At 42.6% G+C, this 22,159-nt stretch carries 20 protein-coding genes and 1 tRNA gene; 14 read left to right on the forward strand and 7 right to left on the reverse strand.

All coding sequences use genetic code 11. The annotated features are described in order from the left end of the window. Positions 1-91: 91 nt before the first annotated feature. The 3 genes from ACOJR9_RS01615 to ACOJR9_RS01625 all read right to left on the reverse strand — a co-directional run bounded on the left by ACOJR9_RS01615 (position 92) and on the right by ACOJR9_RS01625 (position 2,689). The gene (locus ACOJR9_RS01615) at positions 92-1,174 is read right to left on the reverse strand and encodes a methyltransferase (protein ID WP_420934695.1); all 1,083 of its coding nucleotides are present in this window, start codon (positions 1,172-1,174) and stop codon (positions 92-94) included. Beyond that, on the reverse strand, positions 1,174-1,893 hold the full coding sequence (gene trmB / locus ACOJR9_RS01620) for a tRNA (guanosine(46)-N7)-methyltransferase TrmB (RefSeq protein ID WP_420934696.1): 720 nt from the start codon (positions 1,891-1,893) through the stop codon (positions 1,174-1,176). Before trmB ends, ACOJR9_RS01615 begins: the two co-directional genes overlap by 1 nt. 85 nt (positions 1,894-1,978) lie before the next feature. Further along, positions 1,979-2,689, reverse strand: coding sequence for an alpha/beta fold hydrolase (locus ACOJR9_RS01625; protein ID WP_420934697.1), 711 nt, complete (start codon positions 2,687-2,689; stop codon positions 1,979-1,981). 140 nt (positions 2,690-2,829) lie between these two features. Between ACOJR9_RS01625 and mutY the strand changes: the two genes are divergently transcribed. The 13 genes from mutY (at position 2,830) to ACOJR9_RS01690 (ending at position 17,688) form a co-directional block, all read left to right on the forward strand. Continuing rightward, positions 2,830-3,885 (forward strand): A/G-specific adenine glycosylase, encoded by a 1,056-nt coding sequence (mutY, locus tag ACOJR9_RS01630; protein ID WP_420934698.1) that lies wholly within the window; start codon positions 2,830-2,832, stop codon positions 3,883-3,885. 54 nt (positions 3,886-3,939) lie between these two features. Beyond that, entirely contained in the window at positions 3,940-4,212 is a 273-nt protein-coding gene (locus tag ACOJR9_RS01635) for an oxidative damage protection protein (protein WP_420934699.1), read from the forward strand. A gap of 150 nt (positions 4,213-4,362) precedes the next feature. Then, positions 4,363-4,438, forward strand: a tRNA-Phe gene (locus ACOJR9_RS01640). Between the two features lie 505 nt (positions 4,439-4,943). Continuing rightward, on the forward strand, positions 4,944-6,173 hold the full coding sequence (locus tag ACOJR9_RS01645; protein ID WP_420934700.1) for a methyl-accepting chemotaxis protein: 1,230 nt from the start codon (positions 4,944-4,946) through the stop codon (positions 6,171-6,173). A gap of 109 nt (positions 6,174-6,282) precedes the next feature. Continuing rightward, the gene (locus tag ACOJR9_RS01650) at positions 6,283-6,648 is read left to right on the forward strand and encodes a response regulator (RefSeq protein WP_420934701.1); all 366 of its coding nucleotides are present in this window, start codon (positions 6,283-6,285) and stop codon (positions 6,646-6,648) included. A 40-nt stretch (positions 6,649-6,688) separates the two neighbouring features. Then, entirely contained in the window at positions 6,689-8,650 is a 1,962-nt protein-coding gene (locus ACOJR9_RS01655) for a chemotaxis protein CheA (RefSeq protein ID WP_420934702.1), read from the forward strand. Beyond that, on the forward strand, positions 8,647-9,153 hold the full coding sequence (locus ACOJR9_RS01660) for a chemotaxis protein CheW (RefSeq protein WP_420934703.1): 507 nt from the start codon (positions 8,647-8,649) through the stop codon (positions 9,151-9,153). Before ACOJR9_RS01655 ends, ACOJR9_RS01660 begins: the two co-directional genes overlap by 4 nt. Position 9,154: 1 nt before the next feature. After that, entirely contained in the window at positions 9,155-11,461 is a 2,307-nt protein-coding gene (locus ACOJR9_RS01665; RefSeq protein ID WP_420934704.1) for a methyl-accepting chemotaxis protein, read from the forward strand. Positions 11,462-11,534: 73 nt separating this feature from the next. Continuing rightward, positions 11,535-14,465 (forward strand): PAS domain S-box protein, encoded by a 2,931-nt coding sequence (locus tag ACOJR9_RS01670; RefSeq protein WP_420934705.1) that lies wholly within the window; start codon positions 11,535-11,537, stop codon positions 14,463-14,465. Positions 14,466-14,473: 8 nt separating this feature from the next. Further along, positions 14,474-15,298 (forward strand): CheR family methyltransferase, encoded by an 825-nt coding sequence (locus tag ACOJR9_RS01675; protein ID WP_420936020.1) that lies wholly within the window; start codon positions 14,474-14,476, stop codon positions 15,296-15,298. A gap of 2 nt (positions 15,299-15,300) precedes the next feature. Beyond that, entirely contained in the window at positions 15,301-15,918 is a 618-nt protein-coding gene (gene cheD, locus ACOJR9_RS01680; RefSeq protein ID WP_420934706.1) for a chemoreceptor glutamine deamidase CheD, read from the forward strand. An 11-nt stretch (positions 15,919-15,929) separates the two neighbouring features. Continuing rightward, the gene (locus ACOJR9_RS01685; RefSeq protein ID WP_420934707.1) at positions 15,930-16,982 is read left to right on the forward strand and encodes a protein-glutamate methylesterase/protein-glutamine glutaminase; all 1,053 of its coding nucleotides are present in this window, start codon (positions 15,930-15,932) and stop codon (positions 16,980-16,982) included. 445 nt (positions 16,983-17,427) lie between these two features. Next, positions 17,428-17,688 (forward strand): hypothetical protein, encoded by a 261-nt coding sequence (locus tag ACOJR9_RS01690; protein WP_420934708.1) that lies wholly within the window; start codon positions 17,428-17,430, stop codon positions 17,686-17,688. Between the two features lie 82 nt (positions 17,689-17,770). Here the strand turns inward: ACOJR9_RS01690 and ACOJR9_RS01695 are convergent, their stop codons facing one another. The 3 genes from ACOJR9_RS01695 to ACOJR9_RS01705 all read right to left on the reverse strand — a co-directional run bounded on the left by ACOJR9_RS01695 (position 17,771) and on the right by ACOJR9_RS01705 (position 21,282). Further along, on the reverse strand, positions 17,771-18,442 hold the full coding sequence (locus ACOJR9_RS01695) for a haloacid dehalogenase type II (RefSeq protein ID WP_420934709.1): 672 nt from the start codon (positions 18,440-18,442) through the stop codon (positions 17,771-17,773). Positions 18,443-18,479: 37 nt separating this feature from the next. After that, positions 18,480-20,279 carry a GGDEF domain-containing protein gene (locus ACOJR9_RS01700; protein WP_420934710.1) on the reverse strand — a complete coding sequence of 600 codons (1,800 nt, stop codon included), beginning with the start codon at positions 20,277-20,279 and terminating at the stop codon, positions 18,480-18,482. A gap of 118 nt (positions 20,280-20,397) precedes the next feature. Beyond that, on the reverse strand, positions 20,398-21,282 hold the full coding sequence (locus tag ACOJR9_RS01705) for a DMT family transporter (protein WP_420934711.1): 885 nt from the start codon (positions 21,280-21,282) through the stop codon (positions 20,398-20,400). A gap of 189 nt (positions 21,283-21,471) precedes the next feature. Between ACOJR9_RS01705 and ACOJR9_RS01710 the strand changes: the two genes are divergently transcribed. Further along, positions 21,472-21,975, forward strand: a complete 504-nt coding sequence (locus tag ACOJR9_RS01710) for an HAD family hydrolase (protein WP_420934712.1) — start codon at positions 21,472-21,474, stop codon at positions 21,973-21,975. On the opposite strand, the gene ACOJR9_RS01715 is transcribed toward ACOJR9_RS01710, so the two are convergent. After that, positions 21,972-22,130, reverse strand: coding sequence for a hypothetical protein (locus ACOJR9_RS01715; protein ID WP_420934713.1), 159 nt, complete (start codon positions 22,128-22,130; stop codon positions 21,972-21,974). The genes ACOJR9_RS01710 and ACOJR9_RS01715 overlap by 4 nt on opposite strands. Positions 22,131-22,159: the final 29 nt, after the last annotated feature.

The following is a 22,159-nucleotide window of genomic DNA, read 5'->3' on the forward strand; positions in this document are numbered from 1 at the left end:
GTACGATATAAATTGTTTAACTAGGATGCAAAGCTTATCTTATCCGTTTTTTATTTTACCTCCTTTTACTTCACGATCTTCAATTTAGTGCTTAAAGCGACGCATCGTAAATTGAAAACTGCGATGTTTGCGCTTTAGTGTAAACCGTTGAAAACTCCTCTGCCAATAAACCAGGGTAGGGTAGAAAACGGTTAGCAACCATCTGCAACGTCCCTTTGGGAGTAAGTTGTTTTTTTGCATCAGAAATAAAACGCTTTGTGATGGTGTAATCTGTCTTTATTCCAGTATGGAACGGCGGGTTTGTAATAATATGCTGCACCTTTTGCGACACACCATGTAAGCCGTCGGCTGCTAAAATAGTAGCGCTTAATTCATTTTCGGCAAGAGTTAATGCGCTACAGTATAGTGCCAGAGCGCTTACGTCAGATAAGAAAAATGTTAAGTGAGGATATTTCAGCATAAGGTAACTAGCAATAACACCTGCACCGCAGGCAAAGTCTAGGACGTTTCCTCTCATAGACGTAGAGTGCTTTTGAAGCAGCAGCAACGTGCCAGCGTCAAGTTCTTTATGGCTAAAGACGCCAGGCATTGACGCTACATTCCAGGTGGTATCATCCACTTCATAAAGACTTACGTCTATCCAAGCATGAGGCTCAAAAGTACTATAGGCTTGCTCAACTGCTACCGTGACTAAACTGCAGTGTCGAGCAGAGTCGATTTTTTGGGGAGATCCATATTGCTGCATGAGTTTCGCGGCACTCTTTATTCCGCCTTTATTTTCTCCAACAACATGAATTCGCCCGTGCTCACTCAACATGCCTGCGGCCATACGCAGTAACATTTGGAAATGGTTTTTTGCTTTTGGTAGAAATATCATAACGTCGGTAAAGGCATTTTCGGTGGTAACGAAAGGTGCAAAAACATGCGTATGGTTCCCCACCTTTTGGGTTACTTCAAAGCCTGATTTATCGATATCCCGGCTGTCCAGAGTTACAGAAGGTATTATCCTTACGCTTTCTGAAAAAATATCGAAATATTGATGAATAACCGTAATTTCCGATGTCTTTAAACCATCTAAGAAGTAGGCATCTGAAGGATTTACAAACGCCCATTTCCCTTCTTCAAATAAAGAGATGTTTCGCTCAAGAAGTTGGCTTTGGGGAGATAAAATCATTACACAGTTCGCTTATAAATAAGATCCCAAACACCGTGTCCTAATTTTTGGCCACGGGTTTCAAATTTAGTGATGGGGCGGTAGTCAGGGCGAGGCACGTAATCGCCTTCAGGTGCCGTATTGGTATAGCCTTTGTTAGCATTGGCAACTTCAGCCATATGCTGCGCATAAGGTTCCCAATCTGTTGCCATATGCAGGTGTCCACCTATCGCTAACTTGGCTCGTATTAATTCTAAAAATTCTGCTTGTACAATACGGCGTTTGTGGTGGCGCTTTTTATGCCACGGGTCAGGGAAAAATAGTTGTAAGCGCGATAAGCTTGCCTCTGGCAGCATGTTTTTCAGCACTTCAACCGCATCGTGTTCCATTACGCGAAGATTGGTTAGTCCTAGTTCACCTGCATCTCCTAAGCATGCGCCTACGCCAGGTCGGTGAACCTCTATACCGATAAAGTCTCTCTCTGGTGAAGCCGCAGCCATCTCAACAAGCGACTTGCCCATGCCGAAACCTATTTCAACCACAACAGGTGCCTCTCGGCCAAAAAGCGCTGGCAAGGAAATGGGCGTATTGCAATAGTCTATTCCCATGGTAGGCCAGTATTCTTCAAGCGCTTTTTCTTGCCCTTTTGTAAGCCGACCTTCGCGCTTAACGTAGCTTTTTACTTTACTGATATATACACCGGCAGCTTCTGCTTCTGCCTGACTTTTGAATTGCCTCATTTGCAATGCCTTTCATACCCAATTTTATGCTGGCGCATTATCCACTTACCCACCTTATATGCAACGCTAGAATACACATTCTGTGTTATTTTTGTACGCCAATGCACTTGCCAACAATAGTCGCTAACTGGCTGGTTTGTTCAAGTGGGATCATGTGCCCCGTGTTTTCAAATTCATGCAGATATGCATTAGGTAGCAACTTCGCTGCGTACCTAAGCGACTCTATGTTTGCAATAGTGTCATCAATTGCGCCTACAAGTGTTACTGGCGCATTAATCTTTTCAAGTAATTTAAGTGTATTCTCTCTTGGCGTAGTGGCAAGTGTATGCGCTAACAACGTGCTTTTCCCTAAATCTTTAGCCATTGATGTAACGACTTCAGTCACGTTTGTGTCTGCTAAGCGGGAAGGGTGAATAAAGCGAGCAAGATAATTGTGGTTGTCGGGCTTAAATTGCCCTTTTTTAAGGCTTTTGACCATGGCGTCCCGCTGGCTTATTTCATTTGCCGGTAAACCAGCAGGATCGTATGCAATCAGAGTGACAGATGCGATATTACTCTTATTGCGGGCAGCGATAAGCGAGGCGATGTAGCCACCCATGGAATAGCCGACAAGGTGGACTTTTTCATTAGCAAGTATTCGGTCTTCACTTAGTGCAAGCATGTCCTCTTTCGAGGTCGCCCACTGCAGGGGAACAAAGCGACGTTGGGCTATAGAAAGCTGCCGCCAGAGGGGCATAAAGATGCGTTCGTCACAAAGAGTTCCGGGGAAAAATAATACGGGGGCTTGTGAAGACACTTGATACCTTAAATAAAAACGGAAAACAGAGTACATGCTACCATAGCGCCTAATGGATAGAATGTTTATTCAAAGCCGTAAATGAAGGTGTTTTAGCAAATGGCTAAAACAAAAAGAACAGGCGTAAGTTTTAAAATAATATGACAAAAACAAAGTACAACAACAGTTTTGCACAGCGGGTTTTAGCATGGTTCGATAAGCATGGTAGAAAGCATTTGCCGTGGCAGCAAGATGTTACGCCCTATAAGGTGTGGGTATCTGAAATCATGCTTCAGCAAACGCAGGTTACCACCGTCATCCCGTACTTCAATCGGTTTATGGCGTCGTACCCAAGCGTATTCGAGCTTGCCAATGCATCGCAAGATGACGTGTTGCATCATTGGACGGGGCTTGGTTACTACGCTCGTGCTAGAAACCTGCATAAAGCGGCTAAAACGCTGGTTGAAGATTACGAAGGTGTTTTTCCTCGAACACTTGACGAAGTGGTGTCGCTTCCCGGTATAGGTCGTTCTACTGCGGGGGCCATACTTTCGCTATCAAGAGACGAGCGTTACCCCATCTTAGATGGCAACGTAAAGCGTGTGCTTGCGCGTTATTATGCTATTGAAGGATGGCCCGGGCAAAAAGCCGTAGAGAATGCCCTGTGGGACGTGGCTGAGAAAAATACACCGCAAAATCGCTGTGCGAACTACACTCAGGTGATGATGGACTTAGGTGCCATGGTGTGCACCCGCAGCAAGCCAAAGTGTGATGAGTGCCCTTTACAGTGTGATTGCGTTGCTTTTGCTCAAGGTAAGCAAACTGACTATCCGAGTAAGAAACCTAAAAAAGTCACGCCGGTCAGACAAACCTTCATGCTCATCCCAATGTTTGGGCAGCAAGTGTTTCTAGAGCAACGTCCTCAAAGTGGCATCTGGGGAGGCTTATATGGGTTTTTAGAAGCGCAATCTGCTGAAGAGGGAATAGCGCTACTTGCTCAGAGGGGAATTGAAGTAGAGGAAATACAGCAGCTTGATGAATTCAGACACACGTTTAGCCACTTTCATTTAGATATAACCCCGCTTATTGCCGTGGTAAACTCAACGCCACAAAAGCGGGTGGCAGAAAATGAGTCGAGATGGTTCTTACTTGATGAGCCTATTGAAGTGGGTTTAGCTGCCCCAACAATAAAGATAATCAAAACACTGGCAAAATAAGTCGCGTACACTGTTGCGATTGGTGTTTATAAGACAAGACAATAGAGGTGCAAGATGGGTAGAACGGTTTTTTGTCATAATTTGCAAAAAGACGCTGACGGCTTAGATTTTCAACTTTACCCAGGAGAACTAGGTAAGCGGATATTCGATAACATATCGAAAGAAGCCTGGGCTAACTGGCAGAAAAAGCAGACTATGCTAATTAATGAAAATAAGCTGAATATGATGGAGCCAGAAGCCAGAGCGTTTTTAGAAGAAAGAATGTCGGCATACTTGTTTGACGGGGTTGAACCGACAATTGAAGGTTATGTTCCGCCGGAAAAATAACCAAAATGCGAGATTTTGTGTAAACAATGTGCAAACAGTTACAAAAGTGAAAAAAAAGCGGGTAAAATGGTTGACTTGTTTCGCCGAAATCCGTTTAATACGCACCCATAGCAGCACAGGCCGGAAACGTCTGTAGCGCAAACGAGTATCGCCTCGATAGCTCAGTTGGTAGAGCAGCGGATTGAAAATCCGCGTGTCCCTGGTTCGATCCCGGGTCGAGGCACCATTCTTAGAAGCCCTTGCAGAAATGCGAGGGCTTTTTTGATTCTCGTGTTAGTACAACTCAGGAACACGCTGGCGTATCCCTGCGGATGCTCCGCGCGTTGCAATCCCGGGTCGAGGCACCATTATTCAAGAAGCCTTTAACAGGCCGTCTTTTCGTTAGCTTGATCAGCTAAATCAATTTAATGAAAGTGCTGACTTGTTCGAGATGTTGCACTAACCATTACCACGCCCGTTAGGGAAAGGTTTATCATCTCTTAGTATTACCCAATATCACCTTCCTATTGCCGACCACCTTTTTGTTACCCAATCTCTCGTGTCTTTAAAATTTGTTCTTAAGGTAATCGGTGACAAACACACCTAATTGTGTCGCTAATGTCGTCATTTACATTAAATAGCTAAATTACGCAAATGTGACCTAAAGTATAATGGTGAAAATTGTACTTTATCCCATAATCAGGTTGTTATTTAACCAAGTCACCTGAAATGGTGAGTAGTGGAGTATTGATGTGGCTGCTATCGCTTATGGTTTTTTTGACTCAATGATGTCAAAAAAGAGTACCGCCTTTGTAACATCGTTTTTGTTTATGCTCGCGAGTTGGGGCCTTGAGTTCTCGGATATAAAGTATTTTGGTCTAGCATTGAGTTCATGCTGTGTTTTTTACCTTTTAATGGTTCTTCAACAAATTGCCGTAGTGAATAAAAAAAATGGGAGCGCAGGTAGCTCAGTAGGCAAAAACAGCGATAGTGCAATTACGGATAAACTCGAAGCGAAGCGCTATGGAAAAAGTAGCTTTCAATTACAAGATACGCTTCACGATGTAAAAGACACTTTATCGGTAACTTCTTCCAATATTACTGACATTCTCACAACGCAGAATGATGCGGTAACCACCTTGAGTAATGCGTTTCTGAGCCTTCATTCACTGCTCTCGCAACAAGAATCCAGTATTCACAAATTGTTAAAAGATGATGACAGTAGCGATCTTCCCTATGCAGAGAAAATGCGTTCATTTGCCAGTGATACAGATAACACGTTGACTAGCTTCATAGAATCTACAGAAGCCATGACTCAGTCTACTAAGTCACTTGAAAGCCAAGTTCAAACTATCCAACAAGCGATGCCCACTGTAATTGACGCCTTAGGGGGGATTGATGGCATTGCTGCACAGACTAACCTTCTTGCGCTAAATGCCGCGATTGAAGCCGCTCGTGCGGGAGAAGCTGGTCGGGGTTTTGCGGTAGTAGCTGACGAGGTAAGAGCGCTTTCAACTCGCTCTACCCAGTTTAGCGACGTGATTAAAAAGCAAATAGAGAATATTAAATCATTGATCGACCAGCTCACCGAGACAGCCGAGTTCGTCGCTTCACAAGATATTTCCCACGTTGTTAAAGCTAAAGAAGGCATAAGTTTAGCGCTAAGCGGAATCATTCGAAAGGCAGAATCTGATATTCAAAATGCCGATGGACTAGAAATAATCAGGCAGAAGCTGGCCGATGCAACCAACAGCGCTATTCGTGGTATGCAGTTTGGTGATATCAATAGCCAGAATTTAATTTATACGCAAGAAATTATCAGTTTTGTCACTGAACAGCTCGATTTACTGTCTTCTGACAACGTCGATGAGGTTCGAAATAGATTAATCAACTACAAAGACTCTCTGGCGCAGAGGGGGCAGGCTGATCACAACCCCGTATCAGCCACTTCCATAGATGCAGGCGATATCGAGCTTTTTTAAAAACAGGAAACCCATTTAAGCGTTCTATCGCGATGAGGTTTTTTTACAGGTAATAGCGGCATTCTCAACATGCCTAATCAATGAAAAACAGTGCATAGGTGAATACACAATGAGTAAAAATATATTGGTTGTCGATGATTCTGTTTCAATCCGCCAAATGGTTGAAATGACGCTTAAGACTGCAAATTATCAAGTCACCACTGCCCAAGATGGACAAGATGCTTTGGATAAATGCAAAAGCGCTAGCTTTGATTTTGTACTAACTGATCAAAATATGCCGCGGATGGATGGTTTGTCTTTGGTGAAGTCGCTGAGAGGATTAGCTAATTTCAGGTCTACTCCCATTGTCATGCTCACTACTGAGGCGGGCGATGAAATGAAAGCAAAAGGAAAAGCTGCTGGTGCAACAGGGTGGATGGTGAAGCCGTTTGATCCAAACAAACTACTTGATGTGATGAAACGAGTTCTTGGTTAAGCGATATTTTTCTTTTCAACGTCGTTAGGAGCAATCTCTCATGACAATAGATGTAACCCAGTTTCATGGCGTTTTTTTTGAAGAAAGTGATGAACATCTTCAAGACATGGAGCAGTTGTTAATGACGCTTGACGTAGACTGTCCTGATCAAGAGCAGCTTAACAGTATATTTAGAGCGGCCCACTCTATTAAAGGTGGCAGTGGTATTTTTAATTTCGATGCCTTAATGAATCTCACTCATGTGATGGAGAATCTATTAGATAAAGCGAGAAATCAGGAAATCCACGTTACCACTGACATAGTAGATGTATTTTTACAAACGCTGGACGTTTTGAAAGACACCTTATCGGCTTACAAAGAAAAGACTGATCTCCCGCAAGCGCAGATAGATGCAAGCATCAAAGTGCTAGAAGACACATTGGCACAGGCATCACAAAGCAGTGTATCTGACAATAGTGACGTTCCCGAATGCACCAATGACACTGATACTGACGATATTGATGGATTTGGCTTCTTTGATGATGACGACGAATACGGTGCTATTAATAAAGTGTCTGAGGGTGACTTAGATATAGATGCTGAAATAGCTGGTTTTGGTTTTTTTGATGATGAACCTAGTGAAGCCGAAGGGCAGTTGGAGATTTCGGATAAAGAGATTAGTGAACCAGAGCCGGTTGAAAAAAACGAAGTCGTTGATGAAGGATTTGGTTTTTTTGAGCCAGAGAGCCTCCTAGTTGCTGCTCCTGTAAAAAGCGCAGCGGCGAAAACACCTTCGCAACCTATTGTTAAACCCGTAAAACCAAAGGTTGCTACAAAAGAGGCAGCGTCGATACGAGTAGATACTACGAAAATTGACGCTATGGTCAACTTGGTTGGTGAGTTAGTTATTACTCAATCAATGCTGTCAAATGTGGGGCAAGAAGTAGAAGGCCAGATAGGCGAAAGGCTGCAGTTAGCGATAGACGAACTCCAACGTAATACGCGAGAAATTCAAGAATCGGTGATGTCTATGCGGATGTTACCAATAAACATAACGTTTAATCGTTTTCCAAGAGTAGTAAGAGATTTATCAACCAAGCTAGGTAAAAAAGTAGATTTAGTGATCCAAGGCGGTAATACCGAAATTGATAAAAGCCTAATTGAAAAGCTAGTCGACCCGCTCACCCATTTAGTTCGAAATAGTATCGACCATGGAATAGAAACACCTGAAAAGCGCATTGCTAGCGGTAAATCTGAAAAAGGTACTGTAATCCTTAGTGCAGAGCAAAAAGGCAGTAGCATCATCATAGGTATCATTGACGACGGTGCTGGCTTAGATAGGGAGCGTATAATAGAAAAAGCAGCACAAAATGGACTACCTGTATCACCCGACATGCCCGATAGTGAAATATGGCAACTTATTTTTCAGGCTGGCTTTTCCACAGCTGAGAAAGTCACTGACGTGTCTGGTCGCGGTGTAGGTATGGACGTGGTACGCCGCAACATTGAGTCCATCGGTGGTCGCATAGAAATAGAATCATCGAAGGGAGAGGGCTCAGCTTTTTACATCCATTTGCCGCTAACGCTAGCCATCGTAGATGGAATGTGTGTGTCAGTAGGTCAGCAAATATTTGTCATACCACTTCTAAACGTCATTGAGTCATTTCAACCTACATCATCGCAACTGAAAACACTTGGCAATGAGCAAGTGCTGTGGATACGAGATCGTTATTGGCCCTTAGTTTCCCTTACCCAATTAATGGAAGTTGACGATGGCGTTACTGAGCCTACCAAGGGCATTGTAGTGCTACTTGAGAGCAGTAAAAAACGCTATGGCGTTCTTGTTGACTCACTTGTCGGACAGCAACAGGTAGTAATCAAAAGCTTAGAACAGCATTACAAAAAAGTCGCAGGTATTGCCGGCGCAACCATTATGGGCGACGGCAAAGTTGCCATGATTATCGATGCCGATTCCGTGGCCGTCAATTGTGCCACTGTATCAAATAGCGAGGTAACAGTATGAGTGAAGCAGTACTTCAGCAGGCAGTGAGTGCGTCTAAAGAAAGCGAGTTTTTAAGCTTCATATTAGGCGAAGAGCATTACGCACTGGACATTACAACAGTGAAAGAAATACGCGGTTATGAGCAAGTAACAAAAATTGCTAACGCACCTTCTTTTATCAAAGGCGTGATCAATCTGCGTGGCGATATAGTGCCGATAGTAGATTTACGTTTGAAATTTAACGTGGGTGAAGCGACTTATAACCAATTTACTATTGTCATTATGTTGAACGTACATGAGCGGATTGTGGGAATAGTAGTAGATGGTGTCTCAGATGTAATAAGGCTCTCTGAAGGCGAGATACTTCCTCCGCCGGAATTTGGTGTTTCTTTTGATAGTAAATACTTACATGGATTAGCTGATATTGATGAAAACATGGTGATTTTAGTCAATATTGAAAGCCTTATTACTAGTAACGAATTGGGTTTAGTCGAAACAAAAACAGCATCGGTAGAGGAAGAATAAAATGGGTATCATGACGTGGTTAGAGGACTTCACTAAGACAACGGATGCCAATCAGGCACTAAGAAATAAGCAGGCTCTTGATGCAACAACGTGTTGCATCATGATGGCAGATGCTGAACGTAATATTATCTTTGCAAACAAATCAGTAAAAGATTTGTTGAAAGCAAATGAGAAAAAACTGCAAGCGTTATTTCCCAGTTTTTCCGCAGACCATCTAGAAGGTCAGAATATTGACCAGTTTCACAAAAAACCATCTCATCAGCGGAATATGCTGGCCGAGCTTAAGTCGACAATGACGTCAAGTATCAAGGTTGGTGATGTAAACTTTAAGCTTACGCTCACTCCTATGTTTGACCAAGAGCAAAACAACATAGGTACCATGGTTGAATGGATTGACCAATCTGAAGTTCTCATCAAAAGCACCATGCTAAACGCTTTGGACAAAGCGCAAGCGGTTATTGAGTTTACACCCGATGGCATCATTCAAAACGCGAATGACAATTTTCTCAATACACTAGGCTACTCGCTCAATGAGATAGTGGGCAATCACCACAAAATGTTTTGCGATAGTGAGTACGTTCGCTCAGAGGAGTACACGGAGTTTTGGCGCTCTCTGAATACCGGGAAACTGCATAGTGGTGAGTTTTGTCGTTTTAATAAAATGGGCCGTGAAGTGTGGATACAAGCTTCGTACAACCCAGTATTTGACGATGATGGAAACGTCATTCGGGTAGTAAAATTTGCTACTGACATTACCGCATCCAAACTCAAAAGTTCTAATTACGAAGGCCAAATTAAAGCGATAAATAAAGCCCAAGCAGTAATAGAGTTTGACTTAGACGGTTATATATTGACTGCCAATGAAAACTTTTTAAACACGTTAGGATACAAGTTAGAAGAGGTGCAGGGTAAGCATCACAGTATGTTCGTTAAAGATGACTATAAACGTTCTGCCGAGTACGCACAGTTCTGGGAGCAGTTGCGTCAGGGTTCCATGTTTGACGACGAGTTTGAGCGAGTGGGGAAAGAAGGTAAACCAGTTTGGATCCAAGCATCTTACAACCCAATAATTGATCAAAATGGTCGCCCATATAAAGTGGTGAAATTTGCGATAGATATTACGGGGCGCAAGCAAGCTATTGGCGATATCAGACATGCAATGAACGAATTGGCAAAAGGGAATTTAGATTGCAAAATTGAACATGAATTTGATGATGAATTCCAAGACTTAGGAAACTCGATTAACCGTTTTATCGGTGATATGCGCCGTATTATAGGCACGATCAACGATGTGATGAGCAGGCTGTCTAACGGCGACCTTACCGCTGTGATCGATGACGAATTTGAAGGTGAATTTCAAGTTTTAGGTGATGCAATTAATCAATTCGTTAATGAAATGTCACGCACTATCGGTTCTATCTACGAGGCGGTAGAAACAATAACCACAGCATCCTCTGAAATTGCCACTGGCAACTCTGATTTGTCCAGCAGAACTGAACAGCAAGCATCGAGCCTTGAAGAAACCGCTTCTAGCATGGAAGAGCTCACAGGCACCGTTAAGCTTAATGCAGAGAATGCTGAGCAAGCGAATGCGCTCGCGTCGCAAAGTTGTGAAATTGCAACTAAAGGAGGCGACCTTATCCGTCAGGTAGTTGAGACCATGTCATCTATTAATGCATCTGCTCAAGAAATTTCAGACATCATAGGTGTTATCGATGGTATAGCGTTTCAAACTAACATACTTGCGCTTAATGCTGCGGTTGAGGCCGCGAGAGCGGGAGAGCAAGGGCGAGGTTTCGCAGTAGTCGCCTCCGAGGTAAGAAGCTTAGCTCAACGTTCCGCAGAAGCCGCCAAAGAAATAAAGGAGCTTATTTCGGGCTCAGTAATCAAAATTGAAGGGGGTAACAAATTAGTCAATCAATCTGGCGACACAATGGAAGAAGTCGTCACCTCAATTAAACGTGTTAACGATATTATGTCTGAAATTGCTGCTGCAAGTTCAGAACAAGCATCTGGTATCGAAGAGGTGAGTAAAGCGGTAGTACAAATGGATGAAATGACACAGCAAAACGCTGCGTTAGTGGAGGAGGCTGCTGCTGCGGCTGAAAGCTTGCAACAGCAGGCAAGTGGATTATCAGAGCGGGTATCTACGTTCAAAATCGGTGAATCCCACAAGACACAGCAAGAGGCTGTGCATACACCAAGAATCGCTCACCACTCTCACAGAGTTGCACCGGTTTCCTCGCTGAATAATCACAGAGCGCTGCAACCCAAGGTACCCAGCAGCGATGAATGGGAATCGTTCTAAAACATAAAGCGACTGATCTTCGGGAGGTCGCTTTTTTATTGTGTTTATCGAAACAAATTGACGAGGCTAAATTATGGGTGTTTTTAATCTATTTCAAAATGACGAACTCATCGCTGCACAAAGTTTAACTAAATTCCAAGAGCAAGCGTTAAGTGAGAGCAGCGCTTGTTTGATGCTGGTAGATGAGGTGGGGACAATAACCTTTGCGAATAAGGCTTTTTTTAAACTGGCAGACGAACACTCCGCTCATTTTAGAGAGCATTTACCCTCGATTAACTTGCAATCATTGATCGGAGTGGCGTTATGCTCTTTTTTCGCTAAACATAAAGAGTTGGCCTCTCGCTTTGAACATTGCCATACAAAAGACACGTTTCTGCTACCTATTGGAGAGCTGATATTTACATTGAATGTATCTGCTATTAACAGTGTAGAAGGAGAGAAGCTTGGTTGTATGGTTGAGTGGGTCAATGATCAGGAACTTCAATATAAAACTGGCCTTTTGAATGGACTGGACAGAAGCCAAGCCATAATTGCCTTTACTCCGGATGGTGTGGTGGAAGATGTAAATGACAACTTCTTGCAAGCGACTGGTTATACAAAAGATGAACTAATAGGCCGGCATCACCGATTATTCGTTACTACTGAATATGGTGTTTCTGAAGAATATAAACAGTTTTGGGCACAGCTTAGAAGTGGCGAAAAAAATAGTGGGGAGTATTGTAGGATTGCGAAAAATGGCGACAAGATCTGGATCCAGGCATCTTACAACCCTATTTATGACAAGCTGGGTAACATTGTTCGAGTGGTTAAGTTTGCAACCGTAATAACAGAACAAAAACGTAAAAATGCGAATTACGAGGGGCAAATCAACGCAATAGGTAAATCTCTAGCCGTTATCGAATTTGATCTTCAAGGGAATATTCTCTTTGCGAATGAAAATTTCTGTGCAGCCACGGGTTATAACCTCAGTGAAATAAAAGGCCAGCATCACAGTATCTTTGTTGAGCCTAATCATAGAATGAGTCCCGAATATGCTGCTTTTTGGCGAGACTTGAAAAAAGGTGATTATAAGTCTGGTGAGTTTAAACGAATTAGAAAAGATGGAGGCGAGATTTGGATTCAAGCCTCTTACAACCCAATATTCGATGAATTTGGTAACCCAGTTAAAGTAGTAAAATACGCATCAGATGTGACAGAGCAAAAAATGCAAAATGCGTTTAATTTGGGTCAAATCAACGCGATTAATAAATCTCAAGCAGTCATAGAGTTCGACACGCACGGCAACATTATTACCGCAAACGATAATTTCCTCGCCACGGTCGGTTACGCGCTCGAGGAGATCGTAGGTAAGCATCATTCTATTTTTGTTACTGAGAGAGCGCGTGTTTCTGAAGAATATCGCACATTTTGGGAAAACCTTGCTCAGGGGCAATTCTATTCCGGCGAGTTTCATCGTATAGCCAAAGATGGTACTGATATATGGATTCAAGCAACATATAACCCTATTTTAGGCATCGATGGTAAGCCGATTAAAGTCGTTAAGTACGCCAGTAATGTTACTGAACAAAAACTAAGAAACGCTTATTTCGAGGGGCAGCTAGAGGCTATTGGAAAGTCTCAGGCAGTAATAGAATTCAATATGGATGGTATTATTCAAAGTGCCAATGACAACTTCCTTCAAACCATCGGTTACACCCTTGATGAAATAAAAGGCAAGCATCACAGTATGTTCGTTGATGCTAGTTATCGTTCAACCCAGGAATACGCAGCATTCTGGGAATTGCTGAGAGAAGGCACCTTTTCAAGTGGGGAGTACAAGCGAATAGGTAAAAACGGAAAGGAAATCTTCATCCAGGCAACCTATAACCCAATCCTTGACCACAATGGAAAGCCGTTCAGAGTGGTTAAGTTTGCGACAGATATTACGGGTAGAACTCAGGCGATAGATGAAATTAAGCACGTAATGGAACGATTGACGGAAGGCGATTTGACGGTGCGTATTGAACATGCGCTTGACGGAGAGTTTAAAGTACTTGGCGAGTCAATTAACCAGTTTATTGAAGAAATGCGAGGCACCATATTAAACATCAATTCTGCTGTAGAGACTATCAATACCGCTTCAAGTGAAATTGCATTAGGTAACGCAGACTTGTCGTCACGTACAGAGCAACAAGCTTCAAGTTTGGAAGAAACAGCGTCCAGTATGGAAGAGTTGACCAGCACTGTTAAGCTGAATGCAGAAAACGCGGAACAAGCAAATGCACTTGCAGCACAAGCAAGCCAAATTGCAACTGAGGGCGGAGTTGTCATCGGCAAAGTAGTAAACACAATGACGCTTATTAATGATTCAGCACAAGAAATTTCAGACATTATTGGCGTGATTGACGGCATTGCATTTCAAACAAACATACTAGCATTAAATGCAGCGGTAGAGGCAGCAAGGGCTGGTGAACAAGGTCGCGGATTTGCTGTAGTTGCCTCTGAGGTAAGAAGTCTCGCTCAACGCTCTGCTGAAGCCGCTAAAGATATCAAAGAACTTATTTCCGATTCAGTGAGTAAAATTGCCAGTGGAAATCAGCTAGTCGTAAAATCAGGCGAGACTATGGACGAAGTTGTCACCTCCATTAAGCGCGTAAACGATATCATGTCAGAAATTGCGGCTGCGTCGTCTGAACAAGCTGCAGGGATTGAGGAAGTCAGTCGAGCCGTAGTTCAAATGGACGAAATGACGCAACAAAATGCAGCGTTAGTTGAAGAGGCTGCAGCTGCATCAGATAGCCTAAAGCTTCAATCTGCAGAATTGAGCGATCGTGTTTCTGTATTTGAAATAGAAAAGGGCACAAATAAAGGGCATCAACCTAATGGTTTGGCAGAACATCGAACGCGTTTGGGTTTAACACCAAGAGCCGTGTCCTATACGCAAAACCATCGTTCGAATATAGCAAAAAATAGAGGCGTTTTATCCCCTGCATTGCCAAAAGATGCTGAGTGGGAGTCCTTTTAATGGGAGCCATGCCACCTAGAATGGCATCGACACGGGAGTTCGCCTTTGAAAAGGCGGACTTTCTTAAAGTGCAACAAATGCTGTTTAAAAAAGCGGGTATTAAACTAAGCGATGCAAAAGAGGCAATGGTTTACAGCCGTCTTGCTAGGCGCATCAGAGCTAAGGGGTTAATAAGTTTTAGTGAATATTTAGCCGTTGTTAATAGTTCTGAGAATGAGCTTGAGCAATTTATAAATGCGCTGACGACCAACCTAACATCGTTTTTTAGAGAGCCACACCATTTTACTGCGCTTGCTGATTACCTCAGAGATAACCCGCAGGTTACCACAATCTGGTGTGCTGCAAGTTCCACAGGCGAAGAGCCTTATTCAATTGCGATGGTTGTTGCAGAGGTCTTCGGGAGTTTTAAAACGCCTATTAAAATAATTGCATCAGATATCGACAGCAAGGTTTTAGCAAAGGCCAAAGAGGGAGTGTATCCACTTGCGACAATCGCAAAGGTATCTGAGTCTAGACAAAAGCAATTTTTTCATAAAGGTAAAGGCAGCTTTGAAGGTAAAGTGCGCGTAGTGGATGAATTACGGCAAATGGTACAGTTTAAAAAGCTCAATTTAACTGAGTCAAACTGGAGTATTAGCTTACCACTAGATGTCATTTTCTGTCGAAATGTAATGATATATTTTGATAAACCGACGCAGCTTAAAGTACTGACTAAAATGGTTGGAATGTTAAAGCCGCAAGGGCTTTACATGGCGGGTCATTCCGAAAATTTCAATATGCACACTAGTCTTGTAAGGCCGGTAGGTAAAACCATATATCGCCCAGTCAAATAGGAGTGCCAGTGCACACTAGCGATTTCGATTCTCCTATTGCTTACTACGACAAGCGCTTCGGCGTTCAGGCCATAAAGCTTCTGCCGGGACAGTATGCAGTGACTAAACAAGAAAAGCTGTTGGTTACAGTTTTGGGCTCATGTGTTGCTGCGTGCATTTACGACCCTATAACCGGAATGGGTGGCATGAATCATTTTATGCTACCCACAATAAACAAAACAGTTAAAGAGCTGGAGCAAACAGAGTGCATAGCAACAAAGTACGGTGTTTATGCCATGGAAGTATTGCTCAATGAACTCATAAAGTCAGGGGCGGATAAACGCAGGTTAAAAGCAAAGGTTTTCGGCGGTGGACGTGTTGTCCCGTCATTTATTCAGCATGATGTCGGCCGATTCAATGCAGAGTTTGTTGTCAGTTTTTTAAATACAGAACGAATTCCCATAGTGGCGAGTGATTTATGTGAGGAATATGCGCGCAAGATTTACTTCTTTCCCGCAACGGGAACCGTCTTTATGAAACGAATTAATGAATTAAATAACGCCACTATTATTGAGCGTGAGAGTCAGCATCGCTGGAAACTTTCAGAGCGCAAGTTAGTGGGCAGTGTTGATATATTCTAGGAGCATTAGTGATGACAATTAAAGTTTTGGTTGTAGATGATTCAGCATTAATTAGGCAGATATTGGGCGAAATAATAAAAAGTGAGCCCGATATGCAATTGGTGGGTGCTGCACCGGATGCTTTTGTCGCCAAAAAATTAGTTCAAGAAACTCAGCCGGACGTTATTACTCTTGATATTGAGATGCCTAAAGTTGACGGTTTACGATTTCTTGAAGTGCTAATGAGTGCTCGGCCTACGCCAGTGGTAATGATATCAACCCTCACTGAAAAAGGCGCAGATGCAACGTTTCGTTCGCTAGAGTTAGGTGCTGTGGACTTTGTGGCAAAGCCTAAAATTGGTGTTGCTGAGGGCATGGCTGCGTACCATGAAATGATTGTCGAAAAAATTAGAACCGCTGCACGGGCGAGAGTCAAAAAGCCAGTGAAGAGCACAGGTGGTTTATCGACGATAAAGCCAATCAGCTACCAAGGCACAGAAAAACTCATTGCTATAGGCGCTTCAACCGGAGGAACTGAAGCAATAAAAGAAATACTGTCAACCTTTCCAGCAAATGCACCGGCGACAATAATTACTCAACATATGCCTGCGGGATTTACAACGACTTACGCAAAACGATTAAATTCACTATGCCATGTAACAGTAAGAGAGGCTAAAGGGGGGGAAAGGCTTTTGCCCGGACAGGCTTATATTGCGCCAGGTGATAAGCATATGGAAGTTGAGCGAAGCGGTGCTGACTATCGAATAAGGCTGACAGACGGTCCTCGCGTTTCTGGTCACAAGCCTTCTGTCGATACTCTTTTTTATTCGTTATGTAAAAGTGCTGGTAGTAATGCTATTGGTGTATTGCTTACGGGGATGGGTAGTGATGGGGCAACAGGGCTGCTTGAATTGTTTAACGGCGGTAGTGAAACATTTTGCCAAGATGAGTCAAGCTGTATTGTTTATGGCATGCCGAAAGTGGCAATAGAAAAAGGTGCAGCCAAAAATATAGTTTCGTTGTCGAATATGGGCAAAGAAATTTTACAAGCGGTCGATAAGATGGACGCAGGCAGCAGGTTGTAGATAAATGAGTAGCCGAGTGCGATCGGTGCTCGCTATATATGTTAGTCAACCACCAGTTTAACCACAGTAAAAACACTTTTTAGATTAAAGAGGTCATTGAGACTTAGCCAAGAAGATGTTTAACTACGCGCGATAATTGATGCTGTTGCCATGACTTGCTGTTTTATGGCCACTACTATGGATGGGTTAATTATCAAAATTTGCAAAGAACTTAAATCTATACCAAGAACGCATAGCGTGTGGATAAGAGTTAGTGAGTCTTATTCAAATGAAAGGGTCGGTATAAGGGTGTATTAAAAATAAGCAGTTCTATCACTGCGTATAGTTTTCAACACCTAACAAGCATAAATGACCTGCTATAGTTTTTATCAGATTTAGGGCAAATCAAACCCAGTGTAACTGGTACATAACTTATAAAAAATTATACGAGTGATCGGGGACTCTTATGAAACAGCAAACACTTATCGCACTATCGACCATCTTATTCTCTTCCACAGCGTTAGCAAATGGTGGGTTTGAGCCTACTAAAAAAGAATGCGTGAATGTTGGCAAAGAAATTATTCGAGTGAGTAGCGAGATGAATACAGCAACATCAGGTATTCAAAAATCTTGGCTCAAGCGCCAACTAAATGCCTTAAATACCAAGCGCAGCTCATGCAGCACTGAAGGATTTCAAGCGAAACATCCAGAATTGGCGAAGCTTTAATACCCTTATCTTATACTGAGTTAAAAAAGACCTTGTCGAAAGCAAGGTCTTTTTGTTGGCGCTGCGTAATTACGGTTTACTATCAAGCATTAAGACAGAGGGGGAGTAATTTCTCGAGAGAATCAATCGAGTAGTCAGGGACCAATCCTAACGGGTACATCATTTTACCCGGACGTTCGACAAACACGGTATTAAGCCCCGCTGCTTTAGCGCCACTCACATCCCAGCCATGTGCAGCGATCATCATTGTTTCTTGTGGCACAACGGCAGCTTGTTGGCAGGCCCAGTGATAAACATTTGCATGAGGTTTATATGTGCGAATTGATTCAACACTCAGCACAATGTCAAAATGCGATTTAATATTGGCATAAGAGAGCTGAGCATCTAATCCTGCACTAGAAGAGTTTGATAATGCTATCAGGGTTACGTCTCTTTGCTTTAAAGCTTCAAGTGTGGTCGCAACATCGTCGTGCGGTGGTAGAGAAGTCATATGCTGTTTAATTGTTTGCTTAGCGTGTTCTTGGGTTAACTGAATACCCTTGCTGTTGGCAACCATTACCAGCGCTGCTGCACCAATGTCGATAAAATCATGAAACTGCGAAGAAGCAATATCCACCAAACTGTGATGAAGCAAGTTAGCAAACCACAAATCAACGAGGGTTTCATCGCTATTTAATATCTCAGCAAGTCCAGTTTTCATTGCTCCAATATCAAGAAGTGTCTCATTAACATCAAAAATTAATGCTTTGATCATTACTACTGTTACCTTATACAAATGTCATTGCACGAGACTAACGGTTACTGATATTAAATGACATAATCATATCATCAAGTATGTCACTCAAATTAGACAATTTCTCTGATGTAATGAAAATACTCATGTTCGATTGCACCTTAATATCACCGGTAGACAACTCTTCCTCAAAGGTATTATCCAGTGCCGTTTGCACTCTTTCTAAAAACGTTCGAGCGCTGACTTCATCAATATTATGTAAGCACAATATGAATTGCTCTGGGCCAAAGCGTCCAAGAATGTCGCTACCTCTCACCACGTGTTGAAGTGTTTTGGCTATTTCTCTTAATACGTAGTCACTTTTCGTTGAACCAATTTTTCTATTAAGTTCTCTAAAGTTACTTAAATCAAAAATCGCAATAGCGATAGCGCGTCCATCTTCGGGGGTATCAAGTTTGTTGATACGGCTGATAGAGGTTTGTGCATTGAGTAATTGTGTTGCAGGGTCAATTGCTTTAGCAGCGAGGTGCCTTTTGTGAAGGTAAAAACCTAAACCAGCAATTAGTAATAAAACTAAAGCGGTTGCTGCGAATAATGTGTTTTTGCGTAGTCGCTCAGTTCTTTCTATCTCAAATTCTAAATCGTATATTTTATTATATAAATTTGCTGCGCCGAGAATTTTAGCAGAGCTTTGGTTAGCCTTTTGTTTATCGTTAACCAACTTTGTATAAGATGCGAGGGCAGGCTTTGCACCTTCTAAATCGTCCAATAAAATAAACATCGATAAATGAAAGCTAAGATAGTCTAAGTTCTTTCGAAATTTGGGAGGAATAATAGAGTCATTCTCTCTCATGCTATTTAGATAATTCTCGACACACGGTATGTCGTTTTTAAATAAGCATAGCTCGGTTGCATGCCATTCATACAGTGATTGATAGTAAGAGTTAGATACCGCAGACAGCGCTTCTTTAAACTGTGGGAGATAGTACGCTAATCTATTGTAGTCTTTTTGTTTTCGGTAATAGAGTTGCAACGAATATTGATACAAAAAGTTAGTGTAAGAGTTGCCAATCTCTTGATTTAACTGGCCAAGTTCTATTATCCGCTTATAGGCCTCGTCTGTTTGACCGCTTGAGGCTAATGAAACAATGGCACTGATCAAAATCGACACCTTGTTACTGCCTTTATACACCTGCAAACCGAGTTCATGTGCTTTTATGTATTGCTCGGCAGCTAGTGCATGCTGTCCTAAACTTCCATAAACAAGACCGATACTGTTGCGAATGTGTGCGAGTTCGCCTGGGCTGCCTTCATCAGAATACCTCTCCAGCACGTTGAACATTTTGCCTAAGCGCTCGGCAGTAGAATCTGTTTCTGAGCAATAGGTAATAATAGCGAGCGAGGCGCTGGTGAATATATCGCTATGCTTGACGGGGGACGAGAGGCTTTTTGCCTGCTCATAAAACTGACAGCGAGCGGGGTTTTCTTTCGTATCATAAATAAACCCTATTTGATAAATAGCTGAAGCAAACGCATAGGACGTTTTATCAATATAGGGTTGGTCAATATTTTCAAGGAGTGTTTTCTGCGCTTCTTCATGTTTACCACTACAAATTAAGAAATGACTTCGTGCAGTTGAAAGCGCAAAGCGCTGTTGATTTGTAAGAGACGCTTTTGCCAATGTAGCGTCTAATTCTGAGAGAAGGCTAGCGTCTGGGCAGTCGTAAGATACAGCACGCACCTTTTCTATAATGGCGTGAATACCGTTACCTGTCGCCAACGAAAAGCGACTAAAAAATATCGCTACTATAATGAAGAGTAATAGAGGTATAACAGATGCAGGATACGTCGTTCGCATATTAGTTCTTTTCTATTTTTTCAGCAATCATAGCTAGTTCTCGCTTCAACTACTACCATACTTGCTAGCTAGTCTACTTTTCGCGCGCATAAAAAAGAAGCCTCTTAGGGAATGATAGTTAGTGTGTGGTATTGCTACCAAAACTGACTAATATACCAACGCCAATCAATGCGATCATGGACCAAACCAAAGTGGCTTTTGTTGCCTTGTCACCCAATACAAATGCAACACCAAGTGACATTAACGCGCTGGTAGCAATTAGTGTTTGTACTACTGCAGCTTTAGCGTAGGCAAACGCAAACATCTGGAGATAAATCGCTGCGGTTGTACCCAGCAATGTCGCTATAACAAAGGCTGGCCATACCTGTTTACCTTCAGTAATAACGGGTAACCACCGAGTTTTTGTTACTGCAATAAAGGGCATAACAAACACCATACCACCCAAAAGTCTCAAAAACGCTGCACTCGCTGCATCAACGTCGCCGCTTCCCAGAATATCGCGACTCACTACGGCGCCAACAGCCTGACACAGCGCTGCCCCTACCCCGTATAAATAGCCGCTGGTGGCGAATACATGGCTAACGCTACGCTTGCGTGCTTTAATAACCATATCGACAGAGAAAAGTACTATGGCCACACCTATCCACTGTTGCCATGTGATCCACTCTCCAATAAAAGCCATGGCAAACAGTGCGGTAAACAATGGCGCCAGAGTTTCAGCCACAAGCACAGCTTGACTATCGCCAATGCTTTGCAATGCTTTAAAAAAACACGTATCGCCAATACCAATGCCAATAAAACCACTTACAAGAAGCCAAATAACGGCGTTAGAAGAAAATAAAGCAGGTTGAACAGCAACTAATACAATACCAAGCAGTGCAATAGAAATTAAACCCTTCCAAAAAGTCATGGTAAGTGGCGAAAAAGCGTTGCCAGTGCCGCTAAATAGACGTGCCGCAATTGCCCAACAAAGCGCAGTACCTAATGCTGCAAATACACCCATGAATAGCCCTTTTGTGAGAGGTTTAAGAAAAAGAGCAGCTATGCTAATGCAAAGTAAGAAATTAGGTAAGTAGGTTCTTTGATATCTATGCAAACAGGAAGGTTTTTAATCCAAACGTAACGGTAAGCGTATATTTTTAGTGGCATGTTAGCTGAGTTAGACATTTCAATTTATTACATGAGAGCGCATATGGATTTAGATGGTGTTAAAGGCGTTATTTTCGACCTTGATGGTACGTTGGTAGAGTCAAATTTAGATTTTACCATAATGCGTAAAGTCATTGGCTGCCCACAACATGAAGACATACTCACGTTTGTTGACGCTATAGACTGCGAACGTAAAAAAGCAGATGCACACAACACTATTTTGCAACACGAGCTAGACGACGCTCGTAATGCGAAGTGGCTAAGTATTGGCCAGGAAATGGTAGAAAAGGTGCAAGAACACAATTTACCCATGGCTATTGTGACTCGAAACTGCCGTGAAGCAACCGCTATTAAGCTTGCTAATAACAAAATTCCTATTGATTACGTACTGACACGAGAAGATGCACCAGCGAAACCAGATCCTACTGCACTACTCATGGTAGCGAATACATGGCAGCTGCTGCCTGCAGACTGCCTGTATGTAGGTGATTTTATTTATGACCAGCAAGCTGCAGAGAATGCAGGTATGCAGTGGTTGATGGTTTAGATTAAGATAGATTTTCCGTCCGGCGGTGTCGGGTGCTTTGGAAGAATTGTTTCAATCGGTTCTCGTTCAGTCACGCCAGAATAACAGCCTCCATATACTTTAGTATAATCTTCAACCGTTAGCTCTTGCATGTTTGTTTTTTGTTCGATATTCATATTATTAACCTGTTTAAAAATTAGACGCT

The organism is Alteromonas ulvae (assembly GCF_048987005.1).
Classification (GTDB): domain Bacteria; phylum Pseudomonadota; class Gammaproteobacteria; order Enterobacterales; family Alteromonadaceae; genus Alteromonas.